The 21,583-nt window shown below is 65.3% G+C and carries 19 protein-coding genes; 11 read left to right on the top strand and 8 right to left on the bottom strand.

The annotated features are described in order from the left end of the window. The first annotated feature begins 96 nt into the window (after positions 1-96). Positions 97-909, top strand: a complete 813-nt coding sequence (gene dapB, locus ACVIGB_RS31380; RefSeq protein WP_456719757.1) for a 4-hydroxy-tetrahydrodipicolinate reductase — start codon at positions 97-99, stop codon at positions 907-909. A 45-nt stretch (positions 910-954) separates the two neighbouring features. Continuing rightward, complete coding sequence (locus ACVIGB_RS31375) at positions 955-1,578, top strand: 2,3-bisphosphoglycerate-dependent phosphoglycerate mutase (protein WP_375786102.1); 624 nt, start codon at positions 955-957, stop codon at positions 1,576-1,578. Between the two features lie 143 nt (positions 1,579-1,721). Here the strand turns inward: ACVIGB_RS31375 and ACVIGB_RS31370 are convergent, their stop codons facing one another. Both ACVIGB_RS31370 and ACVIGB_RS31365 read right to left on the bottom strand, forming a co-directional pair. After that, positions 1,722-2,621 carry a methylated-DNA--[protein]-cysteine S-methyltransferase gene (locus tag ACVIGB_RS31370; RefSeq protein ID WP_456725035.1) on the bottom strand — a complete coding sequence of 300 codons (900 nt, stop codon included), beginning with the start codon at positions 2,619-2,621 and terminating at the stop codon, positions 1,722-1,724. A gap of 112 nt (positions 2,622-2,733) precedes the next feature. Then, positions 2,734-3,294: a DUF2244 domain-containing protein gene (locus ACVIGB_RS31365; RefSeq protein WP_456719758.1), complete on the bottom strand. Its 561-nt coding sequence runs from the start codon at positions 3,292-3,294 to the stop codon at positions 2,734-2,736. 22 nt (positions 3,295-3,316) lie between these two features. On the opposite strand from ACVIGB_RS31365, the gene nth reads away from it, so the two are divergent. The 6 genes from nth (at position 3,317) to ACVIGB_RS31335 (ending at position 10,332) form a co-directional block, all read left to right on the top strand. Next, positions 3,317-4,126 (top strand): endonuclease III, encoded by an 810-nt coding sequence (nth, locus tag ACVIGB_RS31360; RefSeq protein ID WP_456719759.1) that lies wholly within the window; start codon positions 3,317-3,319, stop codon positions 4,124-4,126. 228 nt (positions 4,127-4,354) lie between these two features. Next, a complete protein-coding gene (locus ACVIGB_RS31355; protein ID WP_456725036.1) occupies positions 4,355-5,449 on the top strand; it encodes an HlyD family secretion protein in 1,095 nt (364 codons plus the stop codon). Next, on the top strand, positions 5,436-7,064 hold the full coding sequence (locus tag ACVIGB_RS31350) for an MFS transporter (RefSeq protein ID WP_456719760.1): 1,629 nt from the start codon (positions 5,436-5,438) through the stop codon (positions 7,062-7,064). The genes ACVIGB_RS31355 and ACVIGB_RS31350 overlap by 14 nt, the downstream gene beginning before the upstream one ends. Before the next feature lie 132 nt (positions 7,065-7,196). After that, positions 7,197-8,258 (top strand): type III polyketide synthase, encoded by a 1,062-nt coding sequence (locus ACVIGB_RS31345; RefSeq protein ID WP_456719761.1) that lies wholly within the window; start codon positions 7,197-7,199, stop codon positions 8,256-8,258. After that, positions 8,255-8,767, top strand: a complete 513-nt coding sequence (locus ACVIGB_RS31340; protein ID WP_456719762.1) for an isoprenylcysteine carboxyl methyltransferase family protein — start codon at positions 8,255-8,257, stop codon at positions 8,765-8,767. Before ACVIGB_RS31345 ends, ACVIGB_RS31340 begins: the two co-directional genes overlap by 4 nt. Continuing rightward, the gene (locus ACVIGB_RS31335; RefSeq protein ID WP_456719763.1) at positions 8,764-10,332 is read left to right on the top strand and encodes a DHA2 family efflux MFS transporter permease subunit; all 1,569 of its coding nucleotides are present in this window, start codon (positions 8,764-8,766) and stop codon (positions 10,330-10,332) included. The genes ACVIGB_RS31340 and ACVIGB_RS31335 overlap by 4 nt, the downstream gene beginning before the upstream one ends. On the opposite strand, the gene ACVIGB_RS31330 is transcribed toward ACVIGB_RS31335, so the two are convergent. The 3 genes from ACVIGB_RS31330 to ACVIGB_RS31320 all read right to left on the bottom strand — a co-directional run bounded on the left by ACVIGB_RS31330 (position 10,329) and on the right by ACVIGB_RS31320 (position 13,721). Next, positions 10,329-11,081 (bottom strand): sulfate transporter family protein, encoded by a 753-nt coding sequence (locus ACVIGB_RS31330; protein ID WP_456719764.1) that lies wholly within the window; start codon positions 11,079-11,081, stop codon positions 10,329-10,331. The two genes, ACVIGB_RS31335 and ACVIGB_RS31330, sit on opposite strands and share 4 nt — an antisense overlap. A gap of 148 nt (positions 11,082-11,229) precedes the next feature. After that, a complete protein-coding gene (locus tag ACVIGB_RS31325; RefSeq protein WP_456719765.1) occupies positions 11,230-12,642 on the bottom strand; it encodes an MFS transporter in 1,413 nt (470 codons plus the stop codon). Positions 12,643-12,797: 155 nt separating this feature from the next. After that, on the bottom strand, positions 12,798-13,721 hold the full coding sequence (locus ACVIGB_RS31320) for a LysR family transcriptional regulator (RefSeq protein WP_456719766.1): 924 nt from the start codon (positions 13,719-13,721) through the stop codon (positions 12,798-12,800). Between the two features lie 171 nt (positions 13,722-13,892). Between ACVIGB_RS31320 and ACVIGB_RS31315 the strand changes: the two genes are divergently transcribed. Then, on the top strand, positions 13,893-15,062 hold the full coding sequence (locus ACVIGB_RS31315) for a CaiB/BaiF CoA transferase family protein (RefSeq protein WP_456719767.1): 1,170 nt from the start codon (positions 13,893-13,895) through the stop codon (positions 15,060-15,062). Between the two features lie 7 nt (positions 15,063-15,069). Then, the gene (locus ACVIGB_RS31310) at positions 15,070-16,017 is read left to right on the top strand and encodes a hydroxymethylglutaryl-CoA lyase (RefSeq protein WP_456719768.1); all 948 of its coding nucleotides are present in this window, start codon (positions 15,070-15,072) and stop codon (positions 16,015-16,017) included. A gap of 105 nt (positions 16,018-16,122) precedes the next feature. Here the strand turns inward: ACVIGB_RS31310 and nikR are convergent, their stop codons facing one another. Beyond that, the gene (gene nikR / locus ACVIGB_RS31305; protein ID WP_456719769.1) at positions 16,123-16,560 is read right to left on the bottom strand and encodes a nickel-responsive transcriptional regulator NikR; all 438 of its coding nucleotides are present in this window, start codon (positions 16,558-16,560) and stop codon (positions 16,123-16,125) included. A gap of 147 nt (positions 16,561-16,707) precedes the next feature. Between nikR and ACVIGB_RS31300 the strand changes: the two genes are divergently transcribed. After that, on the top strand, positions 16,708-18,912 hold the full coding sequence (locus tag ACVIGB_RS31300; RefSeq protein ID WP_456719770.1) for a TonB-dependent receptor domain-containing protein: 2,205 nt from the start codon (positions 16,708-16,710) through the stop codon (positions 18,910-18,912). Here ACVIGB_RS31300 and ACVIGB_RS31295 read toward each other — a convergent pair whose 3' ends face one another. Together ACVIGB_RS31295 and ACVIGB_RS31290 are read right to left on the bottom strand one after the other, a co-directional pair. Further along, complete coding sequence (locus tag ACVIGB_RS31295) at positions 18,913-20,538, bottom strand: glycosyltransferase family 39 protein (RefSeq protein ID WP_456719771.1); 1,626 nt, start codon at positions 20,536-20,538, stop codon at positions 18,913-18,915. Between the two features lie 152 nt (positions 20,539-20,690). Further along, on the bottom strand, positions 20,691-21,572 hold the full coding sequence (locus ACVIGB_RS31290; protein ID WP_244549710.1) for a YiiX/YebB-like N1pC/P60 family cysteine hydrolase: 882 nt from the start codon (positions 21,570-21,572) through the stop codon (positions 20,691-20,693). Positions 21,573-21,583: the final 11 nt, after the last annotated feature.

Genomic DNA, 21,583 nt, shown 5'->3' with positions numbered 1-21,583 from the left:
AAGCCTCCGATGGCCGTCGTTTAGGCATGTTGTGGTGCCGGAAAACCGGTTTCCACTTTGCCGGATCATGCTTTATACGGCGGTGAGAGGTGAGCCATGGCTGACATGCGTCTGATTGTTGCGGGAGCCGGCGGCCGGATGGGCCGCACGCTGACGCGGGTGATTTCCGAAACCCCGGGGGCGGTGCTGGTCGGCGCGCTGGAAGCGCCGGGCTCGGAACTGCTCGGCAAGGACGCCGGCGTGCTCGCCGGCCTTCCCGCCAATGACGTCAAGCTGTCGGCCGATCTGTGGTCGATTTCCGCGGCTGCCGACGGCATCCTGGATTTCACCGTACCGGCCGCGACCATCGCCAATGTCGCCATCGCGGCCGAGCGCGGCCTTGTTCACGTCATCGGCACCACCGGCCTGTCGCAGTCCGACGACGCGGTGATCCGCAGCGTCACCAACCGCGCCATCGTGGTGAAGTCGGGCAATATGAGCCTCGGCGTCAATCTGCTCGCCGCGCTGGTCAAGCGCGTTGCGCAATCACTCGACGAGAGCTTCGATATCGAAATTCTCGAGATGCACCACAAGTCCAAGATCGATGCGCCGTCGGGCACCGCCTTGATGCTCGGCGAAGCCGCTGCCGCGGGACGCAAGATCGCGCTGGAGCAACATTCGGCGCGCGGCCGCGACGGCCTGACCGGCGCACGGCGTCCCGGCGACATCGGCTTTGCCTCGTTACGCGGCGGCACCGCGGCCGGCGATCACAGCGTGATCTTTGCCGGTCCTTCGGAGCGCATCACGCTCTCGCATCATGCCGAGGATCGCGCGCTGTTCGCGCAGGGCGCGCTGAAGGCGGCGCTGTGGGCGCATGGCAAGAAGCCCGGCATGTATTCGATGACCGACGTTCTCGGGTTGAGCGACTGAGATCGCGCGACGAAATAAATCCAGCCAACGAAAACGGAATCTGAAATGAGTGATCGTCTTCTCGTGCTCGTTCGTCATGGTCAGAGCGAATGGAATCTGAAGAACCTGTTCACCGGGTGGAAGGATCCCGATCTCACCGAGCAGGGCATCACTGAGGCCAAGGACGCCGGCCGCAAGCTGAAGGCGCAGGGCCTGTCGTTCGACGTCGCCTTTACGTCAGACCTGACGCGCGCGCAGCACACGCTGAAGCTGATGCTGGAGCAGATCGGCCAGACCGGATTGCCGACCACGAAGAATCTGGCGCTCAATGAGCGCGACTACGGCGATCTCTCGGGCCTCAACAAGGACGACGCCCGCAAGAAGTGGGGCGAGGACCAGGTCCTGGTCTGGCGCCGCTCCTACGACGTCCCGCCGCCCGGCGGCGAGAGCCTCAAGGATACGCTGGCGCGCACGCTGCCCTATTACGTGCAGGAGATCCTGCCCGGCGTACTGCGCGGCCAGCGCACGCTGATCGCCGCCCACGGCAATTCGCTGCGTGCGCTGATCATGGTGCTGGAGAAGCTTTCGCCGGAGCAGATCCTCAAACGCGAACTCGCGACCGGCGCGCCGGTGGTCTATCGGCTCAACGCCGATTCCACCGTCGCGTCCAAGGTCGATTTGGCGGCTTAAGCGCAGCAGGACGGGATCTCGATCCGTCATCCTGAGGTGCGAGCGGAGCGAGCCTCGAAGGATGCACGGCCACCAGCGGGGGCCGTCGACCCTTCGAGACGCGCTTCGCGCTCCTCAGGGTGACGGTGAGAGACCGGTTTTGCTTAGTGCAATCCGACCTGGCCGGCTTCCCAGCCCAGCATCGCCTGCTTGCGGGTGATGCCCCAGTGGTAGCCGGTCAGCGCGCCGCTCTTGCCGAGTGCGCGATGGCAGGGCACCACGAACGACACCGGATTGCGGCCGACCGCGGCGCCGACGGCGCGCGAGGCCTTCGGATTGCTGATCTTGGTGGCGATGTCGGAATAGCTCACCGCGCGGCCCATCGGGACCTTGAGCAGCGTTTCCCACACCCGCACCTCGAAGTCGGTGCCGATCAAGACGACGCGCAGCGGCTGGTCCGCGCGCCACAACCGCGTATCGAACACGCGCTGCGCCAGTGCGGTGGTGCCGTCGGTGTCCTCGACAAAGGTCGCGTTCGGCCAGCGCCGTTTCATGTCGGCAAACGCGGTCTGCTCGTCGCCGGGGTCGGCGAAGGCAAGCCCGGCGAGCCCGCGGTCGGTTGCGATCACGATCGCGGTGCCGAACGGCGAGGGGTGGAAGCCGAAGCGCAGCGTCATGCCGCCGCCGCCGGTCTTCCATTCGCCTGGCGACATCGCCTCATGCGTGACGAACAGATCGTGCAGCCGTCCCGGGCCTGAAAGACCTGAGTCGAGTGCGGCGTCGAGCACGCTGGCGGAATCGCGCAGCAGGTTCTTGGCGTGGTCCAGCGTCAGCGCCTGCATGAAGGCCTTCGGCGTCAACCCGGCCCAGCGGCGGAACAGATGGTGCAGTTCATCCGGCGTCACGGCGGCGGCATCGGCCATCGCTTCGATGGTCGGCTGCGCGCGCCAGTGCTCCGAGATGAACGCGATGGCGCGCCGCACCGAATCGTAGTCGCGCAGCGCGGCGCTCTGGTGGAAGCCCGGCTTGGCCAGGCGCTGGTCATGGATGGCGAGTGTCATCATGCTGTCTGATTTAGGAGCCATGGCGCGTCCAAACCACCCGATTTCCGACAAGCATGATCCGGAAAAGTGGGGACCGGTTTTCCGACAAGATCATGCTCAAAAACAAGCTCGCTCAAGCGATGGGATTGTAGGTCGGGCCGCGCTTCGCGGTGTTCAGGGCCGCAGTCAAGGCTTTGGAGAAGCTGGCCTTTTCGTCCGGACTCAAGAAGCTGCCGACGCTGACCCGGCGGCCCCGGGATACCAGGTAAAGCCGCTCGATGCCGAACTCCTGATGCGAGATCTGCTCGAACCGCACCCAGAGCGGGTTGAGCACCCATTCGGCCACATGGCCACGGTGACTGATCCGGCGCACCCGCAGTTCCGACGGCGTCACGGTGATCTCTTCGCTCGCTTTGGCGGTGCGGAAATTGACCTTGAACGCCCAGTAGATCACCAGCACGTCGAGCCCGAAGAAACCGAAGATTGGCCAGGCGCCGAGCCACCAGAACACCGCGCCGGCGACGAAGCTGACCACGGTGACGAACGACATCAGCACGATGAAGCCGGTGCGATTCAGCGAGCGGTGCGGCGTCAGCAGCGCCGAGAACAGTTTCGGCTCCGCCTCGGGCGCATCGACGTCGAGGTCATTGGCCCTGGGGTCTTCGCCCGGATCAAAGTCGTTGCCTGCGGTCATGACGTGTCAGTATATCCCGTTCATGGCCAAAATCATCCGCCCTCAACGCGCCAGCACCGCAAGCGTTCGGTCCGCGCCGAAGAAGAAAGCCGCGAAGGCGGCAACACCGCAGCCCAAACGCGCGGCAAAGAAGCCGGCGACCAAGGCCGCCAAGAAGGCTGCCAAGAAAACCGTCGAGAAAACTGCAAAGCCGAAGCCATGGACGGCGGAGGAGGTCTACGAGGCCTTCGACCGGTTCCGCAAAGCCAATCCCGAGCCGAAGGGCGAGCTCGAGCATCTCAACCCCTACACGCTGCTGGTTGCGGTGGTGTTGTCGGCGCAGGCAACCGATGCCGGCGTCAACAAGGCGACGCGGGCGCTGTTTGCCATCGCCGACACGCCGGAGAAGATGCTTGAGCTCGGCGAAGACAAGGTGCGCGACTACATCAAGACCATCGGGCTCTATCGCAACAAGGCCAGGAACGTCATCGCGCTGTCGGAGAAGCTGATCGCCGAATTCGGCGGTGAGGTGCCGCGCACCCGTGCCGAAATCGAATCATTGCCCGGCGCCGGCCGCAAGACCGCGAATGTCGTGCTCAACATGGCGTTCGGTGAACACACGATGGCGGTCGACACCCATGTGTTCCGGGTCGGCAACCGCACCGGTCTCGCGCCCGGCAAGACGCCGCTCGAGGTCGAGCTGGGATTGGAGAGGGTGATCCCGACCGAGTTCATGCTGCACGCCCATCACTGGCTGATCCTGCATGGCCGCTACACTTGCCTCGCCCGCGGTCCGCGTTGCGACGTGTGCCTGATCAATGATCTTTGCCGGTGGCCGGAGAGGACCGTCTAAGCCGTGATCGTCATCATGTGCTACCAGAGCGTTTTTCGGGCGAAGTGGATGCCGGTTCGCGTGAAGAAAGCGCGCCAAACAAAGAATCTGGAACCCCGTTCCGATTCAATCGGAACGGAAAAAGCTCTAGGCGGGCCCGGCGTTCGGCGCGTGTGATTGAGGGAGTGTAGTGTGGCAGAGCAGGTTCAAGACGGTCCGTCACAAGTCAGCCAGACCGCGTCCGCACCGGTGGCAACACCAGCCAAGCCGCAGCCTGCGGGGAGCGGCTTCTGGAGCCGTTTCGTCATCCCGCTGTTCGCGGTGCTGGCTGCGCTTGTATTCGTCGCGGTGGCGACCACGCATTGGGACGCCTGGGTCGGCAGCGCCACCATCCAGACCACCAATGATGCCTATGTGCGCGCCGAGTTGACCCAGCTCTCGAGCCGCGTGTCCGGCGAAGTGCTGACGGTCGCCGTCTCCGATTTCCAGCGCGTCAAGGCCGGCGATTTGCTGGTGCAGATCGATCCTGCTGACTACCGGGCGCAGGTCGCGCAGGCCGAGGCGGGCGTGGTCGGTGCGCAGGCCGCGCTCGATAACCTCAACAACCAGGTCGAGCTGCAATATGCGACCATCGCGCAGGCCGAGGCCTCGCGGTTGTCTGCGGAGGCGCAGCAGACCCTGGCGCGTCAGGAGCAAGAGCGTCAGCAATCGCTGTCGCAAACCGACGCCGGCACGCGGCAGCGGCTCGAGCAGGCCACCGCATCTTACGCCAAGGCTGAGGCGGATGTGCAGGCAAGCCGTGCGGTGATCGCGGCGCAGCGCCATCAACTCGAGGTCCTGCAAGGCACCAAGAAGCAGCGTGCCGCCGACCTCGACGCCGCCAAGGCGCTGCTGGCATCGGCCAAGCTCAAGCTTGGATACACCAGGATCGTCGCGCCGTTCGACGGCGTCACCGGCGAGCGGCAGGTGCAGCCGGGCGACTACGTCAACATCGGCACCAATCTGATCAATGTCGTGCCGCTGCCGAACGTCTATGTGATCGCCAACTACAAGGAAACCCAGCTGACCAACGTCAAGCCGGGCCAGCCGGTCGAGGTCACCGTCGATACATTTTCGGGCCAGACGCTGCGCGGCGTCGTCGAGCGCATCGCGCCGGCGAGCGGATCGCAATTCGCGCTGCTGCCGCCCGACAACGCCACCGGCAATTTCACCAAGGTGGTGCAGCGCATCCCGGTGCGTATCCAGTTCGACAAGGGCCAGCCGTTGCTCGAGCGCTTGCTGCCGGGCATGTCGGTGGTCACGCGGATCAACACCGGCGAGGCGGTCGCCAATGGCGGAAAGTGACGAGCGCGAGCGCGGCCCGGTCTCGCGCGGCGACGTCGCGCGCTATCCGCTGTTTGCCGTTATCGCCGTGCTGCTCGGCGCGTTCCTGGCGAATTTCGACAGCCGCCTGACCTCGGTCGGCCTGCCCGACCTGCGGGGCGCGTTCTCGCTGACCTTCGACGAGGGCGCCTGGCTCTCGACCGCTGCGATCGGGTCGCAGATCTTCATCGCACCCGCGGTGGCCTGGCTCGCCACCGCGTTCGGCCTGCGCCGCGTGCTCGGAATTCCGAGCCTGGTCTATGCCGTGGTCTCGCTGACCATCCCGTTCGTGCACGACTACACGACGCTGATCGCGCTCAGCATCGCGCACGGCATGCTGCTCGGCACCTTCGTGCCGGCGACACTGATGATCATCCTGCGCAACCTGCCGATCCGTTGGTGGCTTCCGGCGATCGCGATGTATTCAATCCGCGTCGGCTTCGCGCTGGACTCGTCGAGCTCCCTTGTCGGCTTCTATGTCGAGCATCTCGGCTGGCCGTGGCTGTACTGGCAGGGCGCGGTGATCGCGCCGCTGATGGGGTTGATGGTGTATCTCGGCACGCCGAATGAGCCGGTCAATCGCGACCTCCTGCACCATGCCGATTGGGGCGGCATGCTGCTGCTCGGCGCCGGCCTGGCGATGGTCTATGCCGGCCTCGATCAGGGCAACCGGCTGGACTGGTTGTCGTCGGGCACCGTGATGGCGCTGCTGATCGGCGGCGGGCTTTTGATCACCGCCTTCATGATCAACGAGACGGTCGCGCGCCGGCCGTGGGCGCATTTCAACGTGCTGTTCTCGCGCAATATCGGGCTCTCGCTGATCGTCATCCTGCTGTACACGCTGACCAGCCTGTCGAACTCGTCGCTGGTGCCGAATTTCCTCGGCACCATCGGCGCGCTGCGGCCGGAGCAGTCGGGCGTGCTGCTGTTCACCTACGGCGCGCTGCCGATGTTCGTGCTGGTGCCGATCTCGATTGTCCTGTTGCGTCACCTCGATCCGCGCATCGTCGTGGTACTCGGATTCTCGGCATTCGCAGCGGCCAATCTCTGGGGCACGCAGCTGAGCCATGTCTGGGCGCGGGAGGACTTCGTCGGCATCGTCCTGCTCACGTCGGTCGGGCAGGCGTTCACGCTGCTGCCGATCATCATCATGGCGCTGTCCAATTCCGATCCGTCGCGGGCGACGGCGTTCGCTGCCTATATCCAGATCATGCGGCTCGGCGGCGCCGAGATCGGCATCGCCCTGATGGGGACCTGGCTGCGCGTCCGCGAGCAGATCCATTCGAACTATCTCGGCCAGCACGTCCAGAGCGGCGACGTCGACGTCGTGAACCTGCTGAAGCGGTTGGCCGGTGAATTTTCCGGCCACGGCATCGGGACGGCGGCGGGGCGTGCGATCGGCACGCTCGCGGCGCTGGTGCAGCGCGAGGCCAATACGCTCGCCTACATTGACGGCTTCTGGCTGTGCTTCTGGATCGCGATCCTGGCGCTGTTCCTGGTCGCCCTGATCACGCGCGCGCCGCAGGGTCCGCTGTCGCCGGTGCCGCTTGGCTTCGTGAAGAACGTGCTGCGCAGGTTGGGCGCCGCCGCTTCCTGATTTGCGAACGGGTTCGGCGCGGGTATCGCCGGGGGGTCAATTTATAGTGAATGCGGCGCTCCAGCTATCTCGCGGGCGCCTGAAATATTTTGCACGCCGCGTGGTTCCACAAGCGGGGGAACGGGAGCCACGATGATCGAGACCAAGCAGACGGCCGCGCTTGTTTCCATGGCGACGGCGGTTCCACCGCATCTATTCCATCAGGGACAAATCCTGCAGGCCGCGCGCGACCTTCTCGCCGACCGCTATCCGGAGTTCGAGACGCTCTCGAGCCTGTTCGCCAACACCGGCATCCAGCATCGCTACGGCGTGAAGCCGATCGAATGGTATCTCGAACGGCGCGGCTGGCCGGAGCGAACGCAGGCGTTCCTGGAAGGCGCGGAAGCGCTGTTCGTCGATGTCGCCCGCAAGGCGTTGACCCGTGCCGACCTGACCGGCAGTGACATCGATATCGTGGTCACGGTGTGCTCGACGGGCATCGCCACGCCGACGCTGGAGGCGCGCGTCGCTGGCAAGCTCGGCCTGCGGACCGATGTGTCGCGCGTGCCGGTGTTCGGCCTCGGCTGCGCGGGTGGCGTGTCGGGCCTGTCGATCGCGGCGCGGCTGGCGCAGGCGCAGCCGGGTGCGAATGTGCTGCTGGTTGCGCTCGAACTCTGCACGCTCGCGGTCCGCCACGATGAGCTCACCAAGGCGAATATCGTCGCCGCCAGTCTGTTCGGCGACGGCGCCGCCGCGATCGTGCTGCGCGCCGGAGACGGCGGTGCGACGCGGATAGAGGCGGCCGGCGAAAAGCTGTGGCCGGATACGCTCGGCATCATGGGCTGGACGGTCGATCCGGAAGGCTTCGGCGTCGTCTTTCAGCGCACCATTCCGGATTTCGTCCGCGACCATGTCGGACCGGCGGTTGCCGAGATTCTGGCTCGGATGGAGCTGACGGCCGATGACATCGATCGCTTCCTCTGCCATCCCGGCGGCGCCAAGGTCATCGTCGCCTTGGAGCGGGCGCTCGCGCTCGATCAGGGCACGCTCGATCACGAACGCGACGTCATCGCTGCCTGCGGCAACATGTCGGCCCCGACGGTTCTCTTCGTCCTCGAACGCGCCCGCGCCAGGGGCTTGCCGCCGCGCTCGCTGCTTACGGCGCTCGGCCCTGGCTTCACGCTCAGCTGCGTCGCGCTCAGGCACGCGGCATGAGCTTCGCGTCGGTCATCCTTGCGCTGGTGACGCTGCAGCGTCTCGGCGAGCTCGTGCTGGCGCGGCGCAACACGGAGCGGCTGCTGGCGCGCGGCGCGATCGAGGTCGGCGCCAGGCATTACCCGCTCATTGTGCTGGTTCACGCCGGCTGGCTCACCGCGCTGTGGATCTGGGGCCGCAACCAGGATGTCAACCTGGCCATACTCGCGGCCTTTCTGTTGCTGCAAGGCCTGCGGCTGTGGATCCTCGCCACGCTCGGGCCGCGATGGACCACGCGGATTATCGTCTTGCCGGGCGCGCCGCTGGTCGCATCCGGCCCGTACCGATATTTTCCACATCCAAACTATGCCGTCGTCGTCGGTGAAATCGCGCTGCTTCCGCTCGCACTGCATCTGCCGGTGCTGGCGCTGATTTTCACCGTGCTCAATCTCGCGGTGCTTGCGATCCGAATTCGCGCCGAGAGCCGTGCTCTCTCGGTGGCGGACTGGCCGCGCGTCAGCACGCCATGAGCGACCGGGCGGAGCATCGCACCGACAGCCCATCGGCGGCGACCTGGGCAGGCTTCCTCCTGATGTGCTTCGGCATGTTCATGGCGATCCTCGACATCCAGGTCGTCGCGACCTCGTTGCCGACGATCCAGCGCGCGCTAGCGATCTCGCCTTCCGCGATGAGCTGGATCCAGACCGCCTATTTGATCGCCGAGGTGATCGCGATCCCGCTGACCGGATTGTTCATCCATGCGCTGTCGTTGCGGTGGCTGTTCGCGATCGCCGTGAGCCTGTTCACCGTCGCCTCGGTCGGCTGCGCCTTCAGTGGCGGCTTTGCCGTGCTGCTGGTCTTTCGCGTGCTGCAGGGATTTTCCGGCGGCGTTCTGATCCCAGCGGTGTTCTCCGCCGTGTTCACGCTGTTTCCGGCCCGCCTTCATCCGGTGGCGACCACGATCGGCGGCGTCGTCGCGGTGCTTGCGCCGACGGTTGGACCGGTCGTCGGCGGCTGGATCACGCAGACCTGGTCGTGGCCTTGGCTGTTCCTGATCAACCTGGTTCCGGGAACGATTGCGGCCACGGTCACGCCGCTGCTGCTTCCGAAGCAGGGCGTGAACCTCCGCGCCTTCGCGAGATTGGACACATGGTCGCTGGTCCTGCTCGTGGCGGCGCTCGCAAGCCTCATGATCGGTTTGAAGGAAGCGCCGCAGCGCGGCTGGGTCTCGATGCTTTGCCTGAGTCTGCTGATCGGAAGCATGGCCGGGATCACGCTGCTGATCCGGCGCACGCTCCGCGCGACGTATCCGATCGCGCGATTGACCCTGTTCAGGCGGCGTTCGTTCGCGATCGGTTGCGCCCTGAGCTTCTGCCTCGGCATCGGCCTGTATGGATCGACCTATCTGATGCCGGTCTTCCTCGGCTTCGTCCGCCGCCATGATGCCTTCGAGATCGGCACCATCATGCTGGTCACGGGGGTCGCGCAGCTGATCGCCGCGCCGCTGGCGGCAATCCTCGAAAGCCGCGTCGGCGCGCTCGTATTGACTGCTACGGGCTTCGCCTTGTTCGCGCTCGGTCTTGGCTTGAGCGCCTTTCAGCCGCGCACCGCTGATTTCGGCGAGATGATCTGGCCGCAGATCGTGCGCGGTGTCGCGATCATGTTCTGCTTGCTGCCGCCGACGCGCGTTGCGCTGGGCACCCTGCCGGAAGCGGAGGTTGCCGACGCCAGCGGATTGTTCAACCTGATGCGCAATCTGGGTGGCGCGATCGGGATCGCCTTGATCGACACCATCCTCTACGGGCGCAGCCCGATCCATGGCGAGGCGTTTCGCGCGCGCCTCCTGGCAGGAGATGTCACGGCGGCACAGGCGATCGGGCTCGATCCGAAGCTGCTGATCGACCGTCCGCCGGGGCCGCCGGATGAGGCTACAGTGGCGTTCATCCGGCCATTGGTCGAGCGGGCATCGCTCGCACTCAGCGTCAACGAGGCATGGGCGATGCTCGCCTGCGTTGCGATCGTCGGGCTTCTGCTGGTGCTATTTGCGCGCGATCGGATGCCTGCATCGGTGCCGGTGCCTCGGGATGCGGCCTAGATCGTCGGCACGTTGCTTCGCCGCGCCGGCTCGATCAGCTCGCGCCGCGGGCCTGACAGCCGCTTGTACATGTGCACCATGAACGCCATCCCGAACAGCGGCGTCGCCAGATTGACGATCGGGATCGACACGAAGGCGGCGATGAACAGGCCGGCGGTGAACACGGTCGCCGCATTCTCCTTGCGCATCGCCTTGGCGTCTGCCGGCGAGCGGAAGCGCATCGCGGCGAGCTCGAAATATTCGCGGCCGAGCAGCCAGGCGGTCGCGATGAAGAAGATGATGAAGCCCGCGCCCGCGAACAGCACGAACGGCAGCGCGACCAGGTAGACCAGGACCGTCAGCAGCGCCGTCTTGACGCCTTCGATCGTTGCAAGCGTCACCGGCAGCGCCGTGCCGGGATGGTCGGCCGGATAGTGCTCGCGCTCGACATGGTCGGCGACGTCGTCGACAAACAGGCTCGCCATCAGCGAGGTGATCGCGGGCATCAGGAAGATGCCGCCGAGCATGACGCCAAGGCCCGCCGAGATCGAGATGATCCAGGACAGCACGTGCAGGGTGGAATGGAAGTTGGGACCGAGCATGCCTTCGGCCCAGACCTCGCCAGTGTCGGCAAACCAGCCCAGCAGCCGCTGCAATCCGATCGCGAGCACGGTGATCGGCACCAGCGCAAGTCCGATCGAACGCCACAGGATCGTGCGCATCGGCGGCGACAGGATTTGCGAAAGCGCCTTGACGGCGGCGTCGAACATGACCGGGTTACCTCTGCAAAATGACGAGCGAGAGGTAGCCACCCAATATGGCTTCGGCAAGTGCCGCTTGTGTCGCGGTCACAGCGTTTTCGAGCAAAGTCCGCCGCACTGGATGCGGGGTCGACGCCGGCTCGCGTCAAGAAGCGCTTTAGGCGTCGAGCGGCTTGCCGCGGACGTTGGGTCCCCAGACACCGATCGTAAAAATTACGATCACCATCGCCGCGGTGATCAGGCCGAACACCCCGCTGACGCCGGCCTCCTTCAACATGAACGCCACGATGAAGCCGGAGAATGTCGCGCTGAGCCGGCTCATCGAATAGACGAGGCCCGCCGCACGCGCCCGGATCGCGGTCGGGAACACCTCGGTCTGGTAGGCGTGATAGGCGTAGGACAGCGTCATGTTGGCGCCCGTCACCAGCACGCCGCTGGCGATCAAGAGCACCGGCTCGGTGAGCTGAGCGAAGGCGAGGCCGAACACCGAGATCGCGGCCGCCGCGCCGCAAATGATCCATTTGCGCTCGAAGCGGTCGGCGAAGGTTGCGGCCAGCAGCGGCGCGAGCGGATAGGCGAAGGCGATGATGAAGGAATATTGCAGGCTCTTGGTGACGTTGATGCCCTTCTCGACCAGCAGCGCCGGAACCCAGTTGGAGAAGCCGTAGACGCCGAACGCCTGGCACAGATTGAAGATCATGAAGAGCACGACGAGCGAGGCGAAGGGCGGCCGGAACAGGTCGGCATAGCCGGTCTCGACCGCCGCACGTGCCGGCGCCATTGTGGCCTTAACGGCAGGACGCGGCGCGGCCGTAGGCGATGAGGCCTCGAGCGTCCGCATGATTGTCTCGGCTTCGGCAACGCGGCCATGGCGGGCCAGCCAGAGCGGGCTCTCCGGCACGTAGAGCCGCAGCACCCAGATGATCATGCTGGCGGCGGCGCCGATCAGCACCACCCAGCGCCAGCCGTCGATGCCGTAAGGCGAGAGCGGCACCAGCCACCACGACAGCGCGGCGACGATCGGCACCGCCGAGAGCATCACCGCCTGGTTGATTGCAAAGGCCCGGCCGCGCATCCAGCTCGGCACCAGCTCGGTGATGTAGGCGTCGATGGTGATGACCTCGATGCCGATCCCGATTCCGGCGATGAAGCGCCACAGCAACACGCCGCCAGGGGTGGTCTGGCACGCCATGATCACCGACGCCGCGCTGTAGAACAGCAGCGAATAGGTGAAGACGGCTTTGCGTCCGTAGCGATCGGCGAGGAAGCCGAGGCAGAAGGTGCCGATGAACAGGCCGGCGAAAGTCGCCGCGACGAAGGCGCCGATCCCGGAGAAGCCGAAGAAGGCCTGCGTCGTCGTGGTCATCAGCCCGCTGCGGGCGAGGCCCGGCGCGATATAGCCGGTGAAGAACAGATCGTAGATTTCGAAGCAGCCGCCGAGCGAGAGCAGGATCACCAGCCGCCAGACGTAGCCGGAGGTGGGCAGCGCCTCGAGCCGCCGCGAGATCTCGTCCGGTCCGCTTGTCGTGTTGGCAAGATCGGCAACCGAGCCGAGTTCGACGGCGCTCATGATGGTCCTCCCCGAATGGTCCAATGGCCGCCTTTCTTGCGAAGGCGTGCCGGTTGCGCATGTTTGGCAGCCGGGTACCAGAAATCCAGACGAACATATCGAAGGAATCGTTCGATATTTTCGATAGCGCTGTTTCTGATGCGCTTGAAAGCGCCTTAGATCAGCAGCGTCGCCTCCCAGGCGCCGCGCCCGACCTGTTCGGCGATCAGGGAGCGGATCAGCCGGCACATCTCCTCCATCACGTAGGTCATGGGCCGGTTGCGCAAGCGGCAGAGATAGAGCGTGCGACTCAGCCGGGGCTCGATCACCTCGCGTGCGACCAGCAATCGCGCCTTCAATGGCTCGCTGACGAAATGCGTCGTCGCGATCGTGCAGCCGAGGCCCGCGGTCAAGGCACCGATCATGCCGCTGGTTGAATTGAGGTGCAGGATTGCATTGGCCTCCAGCCGCTTCAGCGGCACGGGGTCGTCCAGCAGTGCGCGGGCCGACAGCCCGTGCCGCAGCAGGATCAGCGGCAGCTGGGCCACCTGCTCGAATGTGATCGGTCCCTTCTTGCCGACCAGCTTTTCGGTGCCGACGCAGAACATCTGCTCCTCCAGCACCGGCTCGGCGATCAGATCCTTTTCCGACGGCGGATTGTAGACCAGTGCGAGATCGACCTCCGAGCTCATCAAATGCAGCAGCGTCGCGCCGGAGAGACTCTCGGTCAGCGACAGCTTCAGGTTCGGATATTTCGCCAGCACGGTCCGCATCAGCGGCACGCCGATCGCCTTCATCCCGGAATTGGCCATGCCGATCGAGATCTCACCGGCAATCGCGCTGCCGCCTTCCTTGATCTCGCGCTCGGCCGCCGCCATCGCGCGCAGGATGATGCGGGCATGCTCGTAGAGCCGCTCGCCCGCCGCGGTCGGTTCCATGCCGCGCGGCTTGCGCTCGAACAGCGGCGTGGCGAATTCCGCCTCGAGATTCGCGATGTGGTGGCTGAGCGCGGATTGCGCGACATTGACCTGATCCGCCGCCCGCGACAGGTTGCGTTGCTCGTAAACCGCGATGAAATAGCGAAGCTGGCGCGAATCCATTGGGGTTCTGCGTTCTAGAACGACGAATGCACTATTCGACAGATTATATTTTTCAGATAGCGTGCGGAAGCCTAACCTGCGCCGATCACAAAGCGTTTTCGAGCGAAGTGGGTACCGGTTCGCGTGAAGAAAACGCGTCTGAACAAGAGCGCAACGAGCACGGAGAAACCGATGACCGGGAGCGGACTGCCGCTGGAAGGCGTGAGGGTCGTCGAGATGACCCACATGGTGATGGGGCCGACCTGCGGGATGATCCTGGCGCAACTCGGCGCCGAGGTGATCAAGGTCGAGCCTCCCGCGGGCGACAAGACCCGCTCGCTTGGCGGCATGGGCGTCTCGTTCTTCCCGCTGTTCAACCGCGGCAAGCGCAGCGTCGTGCTCGATTTCGCCAGGCCCGCGGACCGCGACACGATGCACCGGCTGCTCGCCAGCGCCGACGTGTTCCTGGAGAATTTTCGCGACGGCCAGCTCGACAAGCAGGGTCTTGGGCCTGCGGAGCTGCGCGCGAAGTATCCGCATCTGATCATCGCCGGCCACAAGGGCTTTCTCTCCGGCCCCTACGATCATCGCCCGGCGCTCGACGAGGTCGTGCAGATGATGTCCGGGCTCGCGGCGATGACCGGCACGCGCGACAAGCCGCAGCGCGTCGGCTCTTCCGCCAACGACATCATGGGCGGCATGTTCGGAGTGATCTCGATCCTCGCCGCGCTCTATCAGAAGCGTGGCGGCAACGGGAATGGCGCCGACATCCGCATCGGCCTGTTCGAGAACTGCCTGTTCCTGGTCGCCCAGCACATGGTCGAGTACGAGATGACCGGGCGCAAGCCGCGCTCGATGCCGGAGCGCGAGCATGCCTGGCCGATCTACGACATCTTCGATGCCGCCGGCGGCGACCGCATCTTCATCGGGGTCGTCACCGAAGGCCATTGGCAGAGTTTTTGCCGCGAGTTCGGCCTGCAGGAGTTCGCAGACGATCCCGCGCTGCGCTCGACTACGGACCGCATCATGGCGCGCGACCGGATCATTCCGCGCGTCGCCGAGGTGATCAAAGGCTGGAACGTGGCCGACCTCTCGGCCAGGCTCGACGCGCTCAACATCTGCTTCTCGCCGATCAACCGGCCCGAGGATCTGCTGCAGGACCCGCATGTGCTGCGGCCCGGCGGGCTCGTCAATAATGTCAACGCCGACGGCAAGCCGTTCCGCGTTCCCGCGCTGCCGGTCGAATGGAACGGCAGCCATATCGGCGAAGGCCTGAAAGTGCCGGTGCTTGGCGCCGATACCGATGCGGTCCGCGCCGAGCTCGCACAACAGAAGATTTCATCAACCGGAAACGCTGCGTGAGGCTGACATGACCCGCGTCCACGATATCTATCCCAACGACAAGGTAAGCTTGCGCGAAGTCGGTCTGCGCGACGGCCTGCAGCTCGTGAAGACATTCCCGTCCACCGCCGCGAAGCAGCGCTGGGTGCGCGACGAATATGCCGCCGGCGTCAGGCATTTCGAGGTCGGCTCGTTCCTGCCTGCCAAGACTTTTCCGCAATTCGTCGATGTCCGCGATGTGGTCGCCACTATTGCCGCGCTGCCCGGCGCGCACGGTGTCGCGCTGGCGCTGAACGAGCGCGGCGTCAACGAGGCGTTGGCCTCCGGTGTCGCCGAGATCGCCTCGGTGGTGTCGGCGACCGAGGAACACAGCCAGGCCAATGCCAACCGCTCGCGCGAGTCGGCGATCGAGAACATCAAGCGCCTCTGTGAATTGCGCGACGCCAGCGCGCACAGACCGCTGGTCAATGCCGCGATCTCGATGGGGCTGGGCTGCTCGATCGTGGGTGCGGTCGATCCGAAGGAGGTGCTGCGCCTCACCGAGATGCTCTATGAGGTCGGCGTCGACATGGTCGCGATCGCCGATACCGTCGGCTATGCCGGGCCGAAGCAGGTCGGCGAGCTGACGCGCGGCGCGGTGAAGATCGCGGGCTCCAAGCCGGTCTGTGTCCATCTGCACGACACCCGCGGCATGGGCATCGCGAACGCCTCGGCGGCGCTCGATGAAGGCGCCCGTGTGCTCGACGGCTCGCTCGGTGGCCTCGGCGGCTGCCCGTTCGCGCCGGGCGCCACCGGCAATGTCGTGTTCGAGGATCTCGTCTTCCTCTGCGAGAGCAAGGGATTTCCGACCGGCATCGATCTTGACCGCCTGGTCGAGGTGCGCGCGATCCTGAAATCCGAGATGCCGAACGAGCAGCTCTATGGCGGCCTCGCCCGCGCCGGCCTGCCGCGCGGCGCCAAGGCGAAGGCGGCGTAGCGAATTCAATTGCGTAGCCCGGATGAAGCGAAGCGAAATCCGGGGTCTTGCGTTCGCGGGTGGACCGTCCCGGATTTCGCTACGCTCCATCCGGGCTACGAGACCTCAATCGTGTCCGTGCCCCCGCTTGCGCGGCTTCTTGTCCGCCGCGGTCGGGATCATCACGACGCGGCCGTAACGCACGCCGCGCTCGGCGATGATGTGATCGGCGAGATGGCGGACTTCGCCGCTCGGGCCCTTCAGCGCCGTCACTTCCATACAGCTGTCGTCGTCGAGATGGACATGCAGCGTCGCCAGCGACAGGTCGTGATGGCCGTGAAAATTCTGCACCAGCCGCTTCGACAGGTCGCGCGCGGCGTGATCGTAGACATAGACCAGCGCCGCGACACATTGCCCTGACGGCGCGTCCTCCGCGCTCTGCTGCAGGCCGGCGCGCGCGAAGTCGCGGATGATCTCGGAGCGGTTCTGATAGCCGCGCGCCTCGGCGGCGGCATCGATCTCCGCGAGCAGATCATCCTCGATGGTGATGGTGATGCGTTGCATGGACTATCCGTGTTGGGTGGTCGGCGCGGCGGTATGACATTGTTCTTGAAACGTCATACCATGCTTGCTAGCGTCGCTATGCCGGGATTGGTTTAAGCTGGTGCGGTCGTCGCCTGACTGTAACAGGATCATGCGGGGGCATGGGCGTTGCGTCGTACTGTATGGCGGATATTTCCCGCCGCCGTATCCATTGCAGCATTCGCGCCGGTCGCCGAAGCGCAGACGCTTCCCCCCGTGCCCGGGCAACTGCCGCCGGTGACGGTGACCTCGCCAGATCGAGCGCCGCCCAAGCGTGCCAGGCCATCGCAACGTCCACACCATGTCGCGGCCCGCGGCCGCAAGCCGGCCGCATCGCAATCGCGCCAGCCTGTGCCCGCGACCAGCGCCATCACCGGCCGCTCTGCGACCGCGTCTGCCTCCAACCTGCAACCGACCGCCGCCAGCGAGCGGCAGATCAGCGGCGACGAGGTGAATGCGCGGCCAGTCTCGCGCGTCGGCGAAGTCCTGGAGGCGGTGCCGGGCCTGATCGTCACCCAGCATTCCGGCGAAGGCAAAGCCAACCAGTATTTTCTGCGCGGCTTCAATCTCGACCATGGCACCGATCTCGCCATCACCGTCGACGGCATGCCGGTCAACATGCCGACCCATGGTCACGGCCAGGGCTATGCCGACATCAATTTCCTGATCCCGGAGTTGATCCAGTCGATGGATGTCCGCAAGGGTCCGTACTACGCCGACAAGGGCGATTTCGCGTCCGCCGGCGCCGTCGATATCAACTATCTCGACCGGCTTTCCAAGAACATCGTGGAGCTGACCGCGGGCAGCTTCGGCTATCGGCGCGCGATGGCCGCGGGCTCGACCAGGGTCGGCGACGGAACGCTGCTCGCAGCCTTCGAGGCCAACAGATACAACGGCCCGTGGGACGTGTCGGACGACATCCGCAAGCTGAACGGCGTGCTGCGCTACAGCCAGGGCACCGCGACCGACGGCTTCTCGCTGACTGCGATGGCCTATTCCAACGGCTGGAATTCGACCGACCAGGTCGCGCAGCGCGCCATCGATCAGGGCCTGATCGGCCGTTACGGTTCGCTCGATCCGACCGACGGCGGCACTTCGAGTCGCTTCAGCCTCTCGGGCAATTGGGCGCAGTCCAGCGACTACGGGCAGACCAAGCTCAACGCCTATGTGATCCGCTCGTCGTTGCAGCTCTACAACGACTTCACGTATTTTCTCGACGACCCCGTCAATGGCGACCAGTTCAGCCAGACCGACAAGCGCACCGTCTATGGCTTCGATGCCAGCCACGCCGCCGATATCCGCATCGCCGGCATCGATACCCAGACCCGGGTCGGCGTGCAGACCCGCTACGACGATATCGATGTCGGCCTGTTCAAGACCGCGCAGCGCGAGATCCTGTCCACGGTGCGCAACGACCAGGTGCAGGAGGGCAGTGTCGCGCTGTGGGCCGATACCACCGCGCGCTGGACCGACTGGCTGCGCACCACGGTCGGCATCCGCGAGGATTATTTTGCCGGCCACGTGCTGAGCGACATGCCGCAGAATTCCGGCAACGCGCAGGCGGCGATGACGAGCCCGAAGGCCGGCATCGTGCTCGGTCCCTGGTCCAAGACCGAGTTCTACGGCAATGCCGGCTTCGGCCTGCATTCCAATGATATCCGCGGCGCGACCATCACCGTTGATCCCAACGACAAGGTGACGCCGCTCGATCGCGTGCCGCTCTTGGTGCGCTCGAAGGGTGCCGAGCTCGGCATCCGTAGCAAGGCGATCGATGGCCTCACCTCGTCGCTCGCGGTGTTCGTGCTCGACTTCGATTCCGAGCTGCTGTTCGTCGGCGATGCCGGTACCACCGAGCCCAGCCGGCCGAGCCGGCGGGTCGGCGTCGAGTGGACCAACCAGTATAAATTGCTGCCGTGGATGAGCCTCGATTTCGACCTCGCCTATACCCGCGCCCGCTTCACCGACTATGATCCGGTCGGCAACTTCATTCCCGGCGCACCGGCCTGGGTCGCCAGCGGCGGCGTCACCTTCGGCCGCGAGACCGGCTGGTTCGGCAGCCTGCGCGCCCGCTATTTCGGTCCGCGTCCGCTGATCGAGGACGACAGCGTCCGTTCGCTGTCGTCCTTCATCGTCAACGCCCGCGCGGGTTACAAATTCGACAACGGGATGCGGCTGCAGCTCGACGTCCTCAATCTCTTCAACGCGCAAACCAACCAGATCGAATATGACTATCTGTCGCGGCTGCCGGGCGAACCGATCGACGGCGTCGCCGACCGTCATGTGCATCCCGCCGAGCCGCTTGCCGTGCGCCTGACGCTGGCAGCGACGTTCTGATCAGTCGCGCACGCGGCGGCTCGAGCTGAAATCCTCGACATCGGGCTGCACCGGGGATGTTTCGCGATAGGGCGGTACGATCAGCATCACGACCCGCCGTGTCCGGCCGGCTCTGCCGAGCAGCGTCGCCTGGGCATCAAACTCGGAGCGAAAGACGTCGGTCGCGCGTAAGGTCGTGCGCTCCATCCAGCTCAGGCAGTCCGTCTGGTCGGCGAAGCACAATGCGGCCCAGCCGCGATCGAGCGTGGTCTTGCGCGGCAATCCCCAAGTGTACTGGTAAGCGAACGGCCGGGCATAGTGCGGATGGTCCGGACTGTAGAAGGCGGCAGCGAAAGCGAGCGCGTCGTCGCCGCTGACGGCGGCGAGCGGTGTCCCGGCCGCATCGCGCCATCGCGCGGTGAGCTCCGCCGCGGCGGCGTGATAGAAGTCGCGGCCTTCTTCATAGCCGTAAGCGTTGCGATAGAGGGCATGGATCGGAGCGCCGACGGTGACGGCGAGAATGGCGATCCCGGCCACCATGACGGTCAGGTTGACCGCGTAGAAGCGCTCGATCGGGTAGCGCGTTGCGCACACGATCAGAACCACGAACAGGAAGAGACCCTGTACCGCCCAGAGCGACGGCAGGTCGGTGCCGATCGCGAGCGAGACGGTCACCGGAAACAGGATGGTCCCGATTGCGACCAGCAGCAGCAGACGGAGCCCTGGGTTCATCGCGCGGAAATCGGCCGGCAGCCGCGCCAGCCGCGGGCCGGCAATGAACACCCAGGTCACCGCCGCGACCGAGAGCGCCGCGATCAGGCCCGTGATGAAGTAGGTGACTTCCCATAGCGCGGCGACATGATCGGCGCCGGCATGCGCGAGCGCATAGTCGAACGGCGTTGCCCCTGTGGTGGCGAGCCAGTGCAGATGCGGGCCAAGCGCGAGCATGCCGGCCAGCGTCGAGATCCAGGGCGAGGCCGACAGCAGATAGCGGCGGCGATCCGGATGCAGCACGGCTGCGAGGACGAAGCTCGCGACCAGGAAGATCGAATAATATTTTCCGAGCATCGCCAGTGCGCACGCCGCGCCCGCTGCGATCGCCCAGCCGAGCTGCCTGGGCGCCTCGAACGCACGCAGGAAGCAGTAAGTCGCCAGCGGCCAGACCGCCAGCAGTACGGTGTTCGCATTGAAGCGCTGGGCGTGGAATTGATAGACCGGCAGCAGCATCAACAGCAGCAGCACGATCGCCCGCTTCTCGCCACGGACAAAGCGGCGGGCGATCAGGTCGACCGCCCACAGCGCCACCGCCGCGTTGACCATCGCCATCAGCTGCAGCGACCAGTCGGTCAGGGGGAAGATCGCCGTCCATCCCCGCGTGATCCAGCCCATCAACGGCGGATGCTTGGGGTATCCCCATGCGAGGTGCCGGCCGAGTGTCCAGGTCTCGAGCACGTCCGGATGCAGGCCGGCGCCGAGATAGGCGATGACGAGATACGCGGTCCAGGTCGCGACAAAGAGGACGAGCAGAATCGGGATCGACCACCCGGTCTCGATTCCATCCAGCCATTTGATCAATGGACGGCGCCAGCGCGCCGGATCCTTGTCCGACGCGGCAGCTATCGCCGAGAAATTGATAAGCGAAAGCACCGTAAAACTACCGAATGAAAGCAGGCGTGAAGCGCGCGCACCCTAGTGATGCGAGCGCGAGAACTCAACGGCGTAGCCGGACGATGAGACGGATTCCAGACCGGGGTCGAGGCGGCCAGCGCTCGACATGTCGAGCCTGACGCCTGCGGCCGTCACACCGGCGCGGTTTCCGCAGCGGTCACTTCCGCAGCCGGAAGCGCCGCCGCTTCGTCAATCGCTTCAGGAACAAGCGGCGGCGACTTGTACTCTGGAAACACACTGAATTCGCCGGCTACCTCCTGGAGCGGCTTCTGCTTGTCGGCCCAGTGCAGGGCCGTGTAGTCGAAACCGTGCACGATGGTGGGTTTGATGACTTCGAAATAGGGCGAGATGTCGAAGTCGCGCGGCATGTAGAGCGAGGAATCGCGGATGTGCAGGATCTCGCGGCGCGCCTTGCGGCTGGCAGCACGCGTGATCTTGGGCAGGATCGGATAGCGCACGGCGTCGAACGCCTGCGCGATCAGCGCCGAGCAGATGATCTTGGTCGGATCGCCGGAGCCGAACGCGATCATGCGGCGCCGCCAGCGCTGCGGGATCGGCAGCGGAAACAGGAAACGCGCGAGATCGACGATGTTCTTGGTGTCGTAGCCGAAGCCGATGCGGTTGATGGCGTAGCGGCACACCGTGGTGCGGTCCTCGAAGGACAGCCCGACCGGCCGGCAGAGACGGGTGTGATAGGACAGGTATTTCGACAGCGGCGCCGAGGTCACGCCTTCGCCGATATTGGCCTCGATCAGCACATGCTGTTCGCCGTCAGGCTCGAACGCGCCGTCGATCGGTCCAACGAAAAGCGCGGCATGCGACCAGGTCGATTGCGTGAGGTATTTGATGATGCCGGAAATCCGGTTGTTGCCCTCGACCAGCAGCACATCGCCGGGCTGCATGATGCCCCGCAGATGGTCCGGGTCGCTCGGCGTGAACGGCTCGTAACCGGGGACTTCCTTCTGCAGGTACCCCGCGATCCATTTACCGACGGTATCGAGCATTACGCCCATGGATTCCCCCC

The sequence above is a fragment of the Bradyrhizobium sp. USDA 4341 genome (assembly GCF_054063755.1).
This window is presented reverse-complemented; position numbering and strand designations above follow the sequence as displayed.

What these genes read in the sequence shown, in the direction of transcription:
- dapB (WP_456719757.1), top strand. Translation starts at nt 97, where the DNA reads ATGGCTGACATGCGTCTGATTGTTGCGGGAGCCGGCGGCCGGATGGGC.
- ACVIGB_RS31375 (WP_375786102.1), top strand. Translation starts at nt 955, where the DNA reads ATGAGTGATCGTCTTCTCGTGCTCGTTCGTCATGGTCAGAGCGAATGG.
- ACVIGB_RS31370 (WP_456725035.1), bottom strand. Translation starts at nt 2,621, where the DNA reads ATGATGACACTCGCCATCCATGACCAGCGCCTGGCCAAGCCGGGCTTC.
- ACVIGB_RS31365 (WP_456719758.1), bottom strand. Translation starts at nt 3,294, where the DNA reads ATGACCGCAGGCAACGACTTTGATCCGGGCGAAGACCCCAGGGCCAAT.
- nth (WP_456719759.1), top strand. Translation starts at nt 3,317, where the DNA reads ATGGCCAAAATCATCCGCCCTCAACGCGCCAGCACCGCAAGCGTTCGG.
- ACVIGB_RS31350 (WP_456719760.1), top strand. Translation starts at nt 5,436, where the DNA reads ATGGCGGAAAGTGACGAGCGCGAGCGCGGCCCGGTCTCGCGCGGCGAC.
- ACVIGB_RS31345 (WP_456719761.1), top strand. Translation starts at nt 7,197, where the DNA reads ATGATCGAGACCAAGCAGACGGCCGCGCTTGTTTCCATGGCGACGGCG.
- ACVIGB_RS31340 (WP_456719762.1), top strand. Translation starts at nt 8,255, where the DNA reads ATGAGCTTCGCGTCGGTCATCCTTGCGCTGGTGACGCTGCAGCGTCTC.
- ACVIGB_RS31335 (WP_456719763.1), top strand. Translation starts at nt 8,764, where the DNA reads ATGAGCGACCGGGCGGAGCATCGCACCGACAGCCCATCGGCGGCGACC.
- ACVIGB_RS31330 (WP_456719764.1), bottom strand. Translation starts at nt 11,081, where the DNA reads ATGTTCGACGCCGCCGTCAAGGCGCTTTCGCAAATCCTGTCGCCGCCG.
- ACVIGB_RS31325 (WP_456719765.1), bottom strand. Translation starts at nt 12,642, where the DNA reads ATGAGCGCCGTCGAACTCGGCTCGGTTGCCGATCTTGCCAACACGACA.
- ACVIGB_RS31320 (WP_456719766.1), bottom strand. Translation starts at nt 13,721, where the DNA reads ATGGATTCGCGCCAGCTTCGCTATTTCATCGCGGTTTACGAGCAACGC.
- ACVIGB_RS31315 (WP_456719767.1), top strand. Translation starts at nt 13,893, where the DNA reads ATGACCGGGAGCGGACTGCCGCTGGAAGGCGTGAGGGTCGTCGAGATG.
- ACVIGB_RS31310 (WP_456719768.1), top strand. Translation starts at nt 15,070, where the DNA reads ATGACCCGCGTCCACGATATCTATCCCAACGACAAGGTAAGCTTGCGC.
- nikR (WP_456719769.1), bottom strand. Translation starts at nt 16,560, where the DNA reads ATGCAACGCATCACCATCACCATCGAGGATGATCTGCTCGCGGAGATC.
- ACVIGB_RS31290 (WP_244549710.1), bottom strand. Translation starts at nt 21,572, where the DNA reads ATGGGCGTAATGCTCGATACCGTCGGTAAATGGATCGCGGGGTACCTG.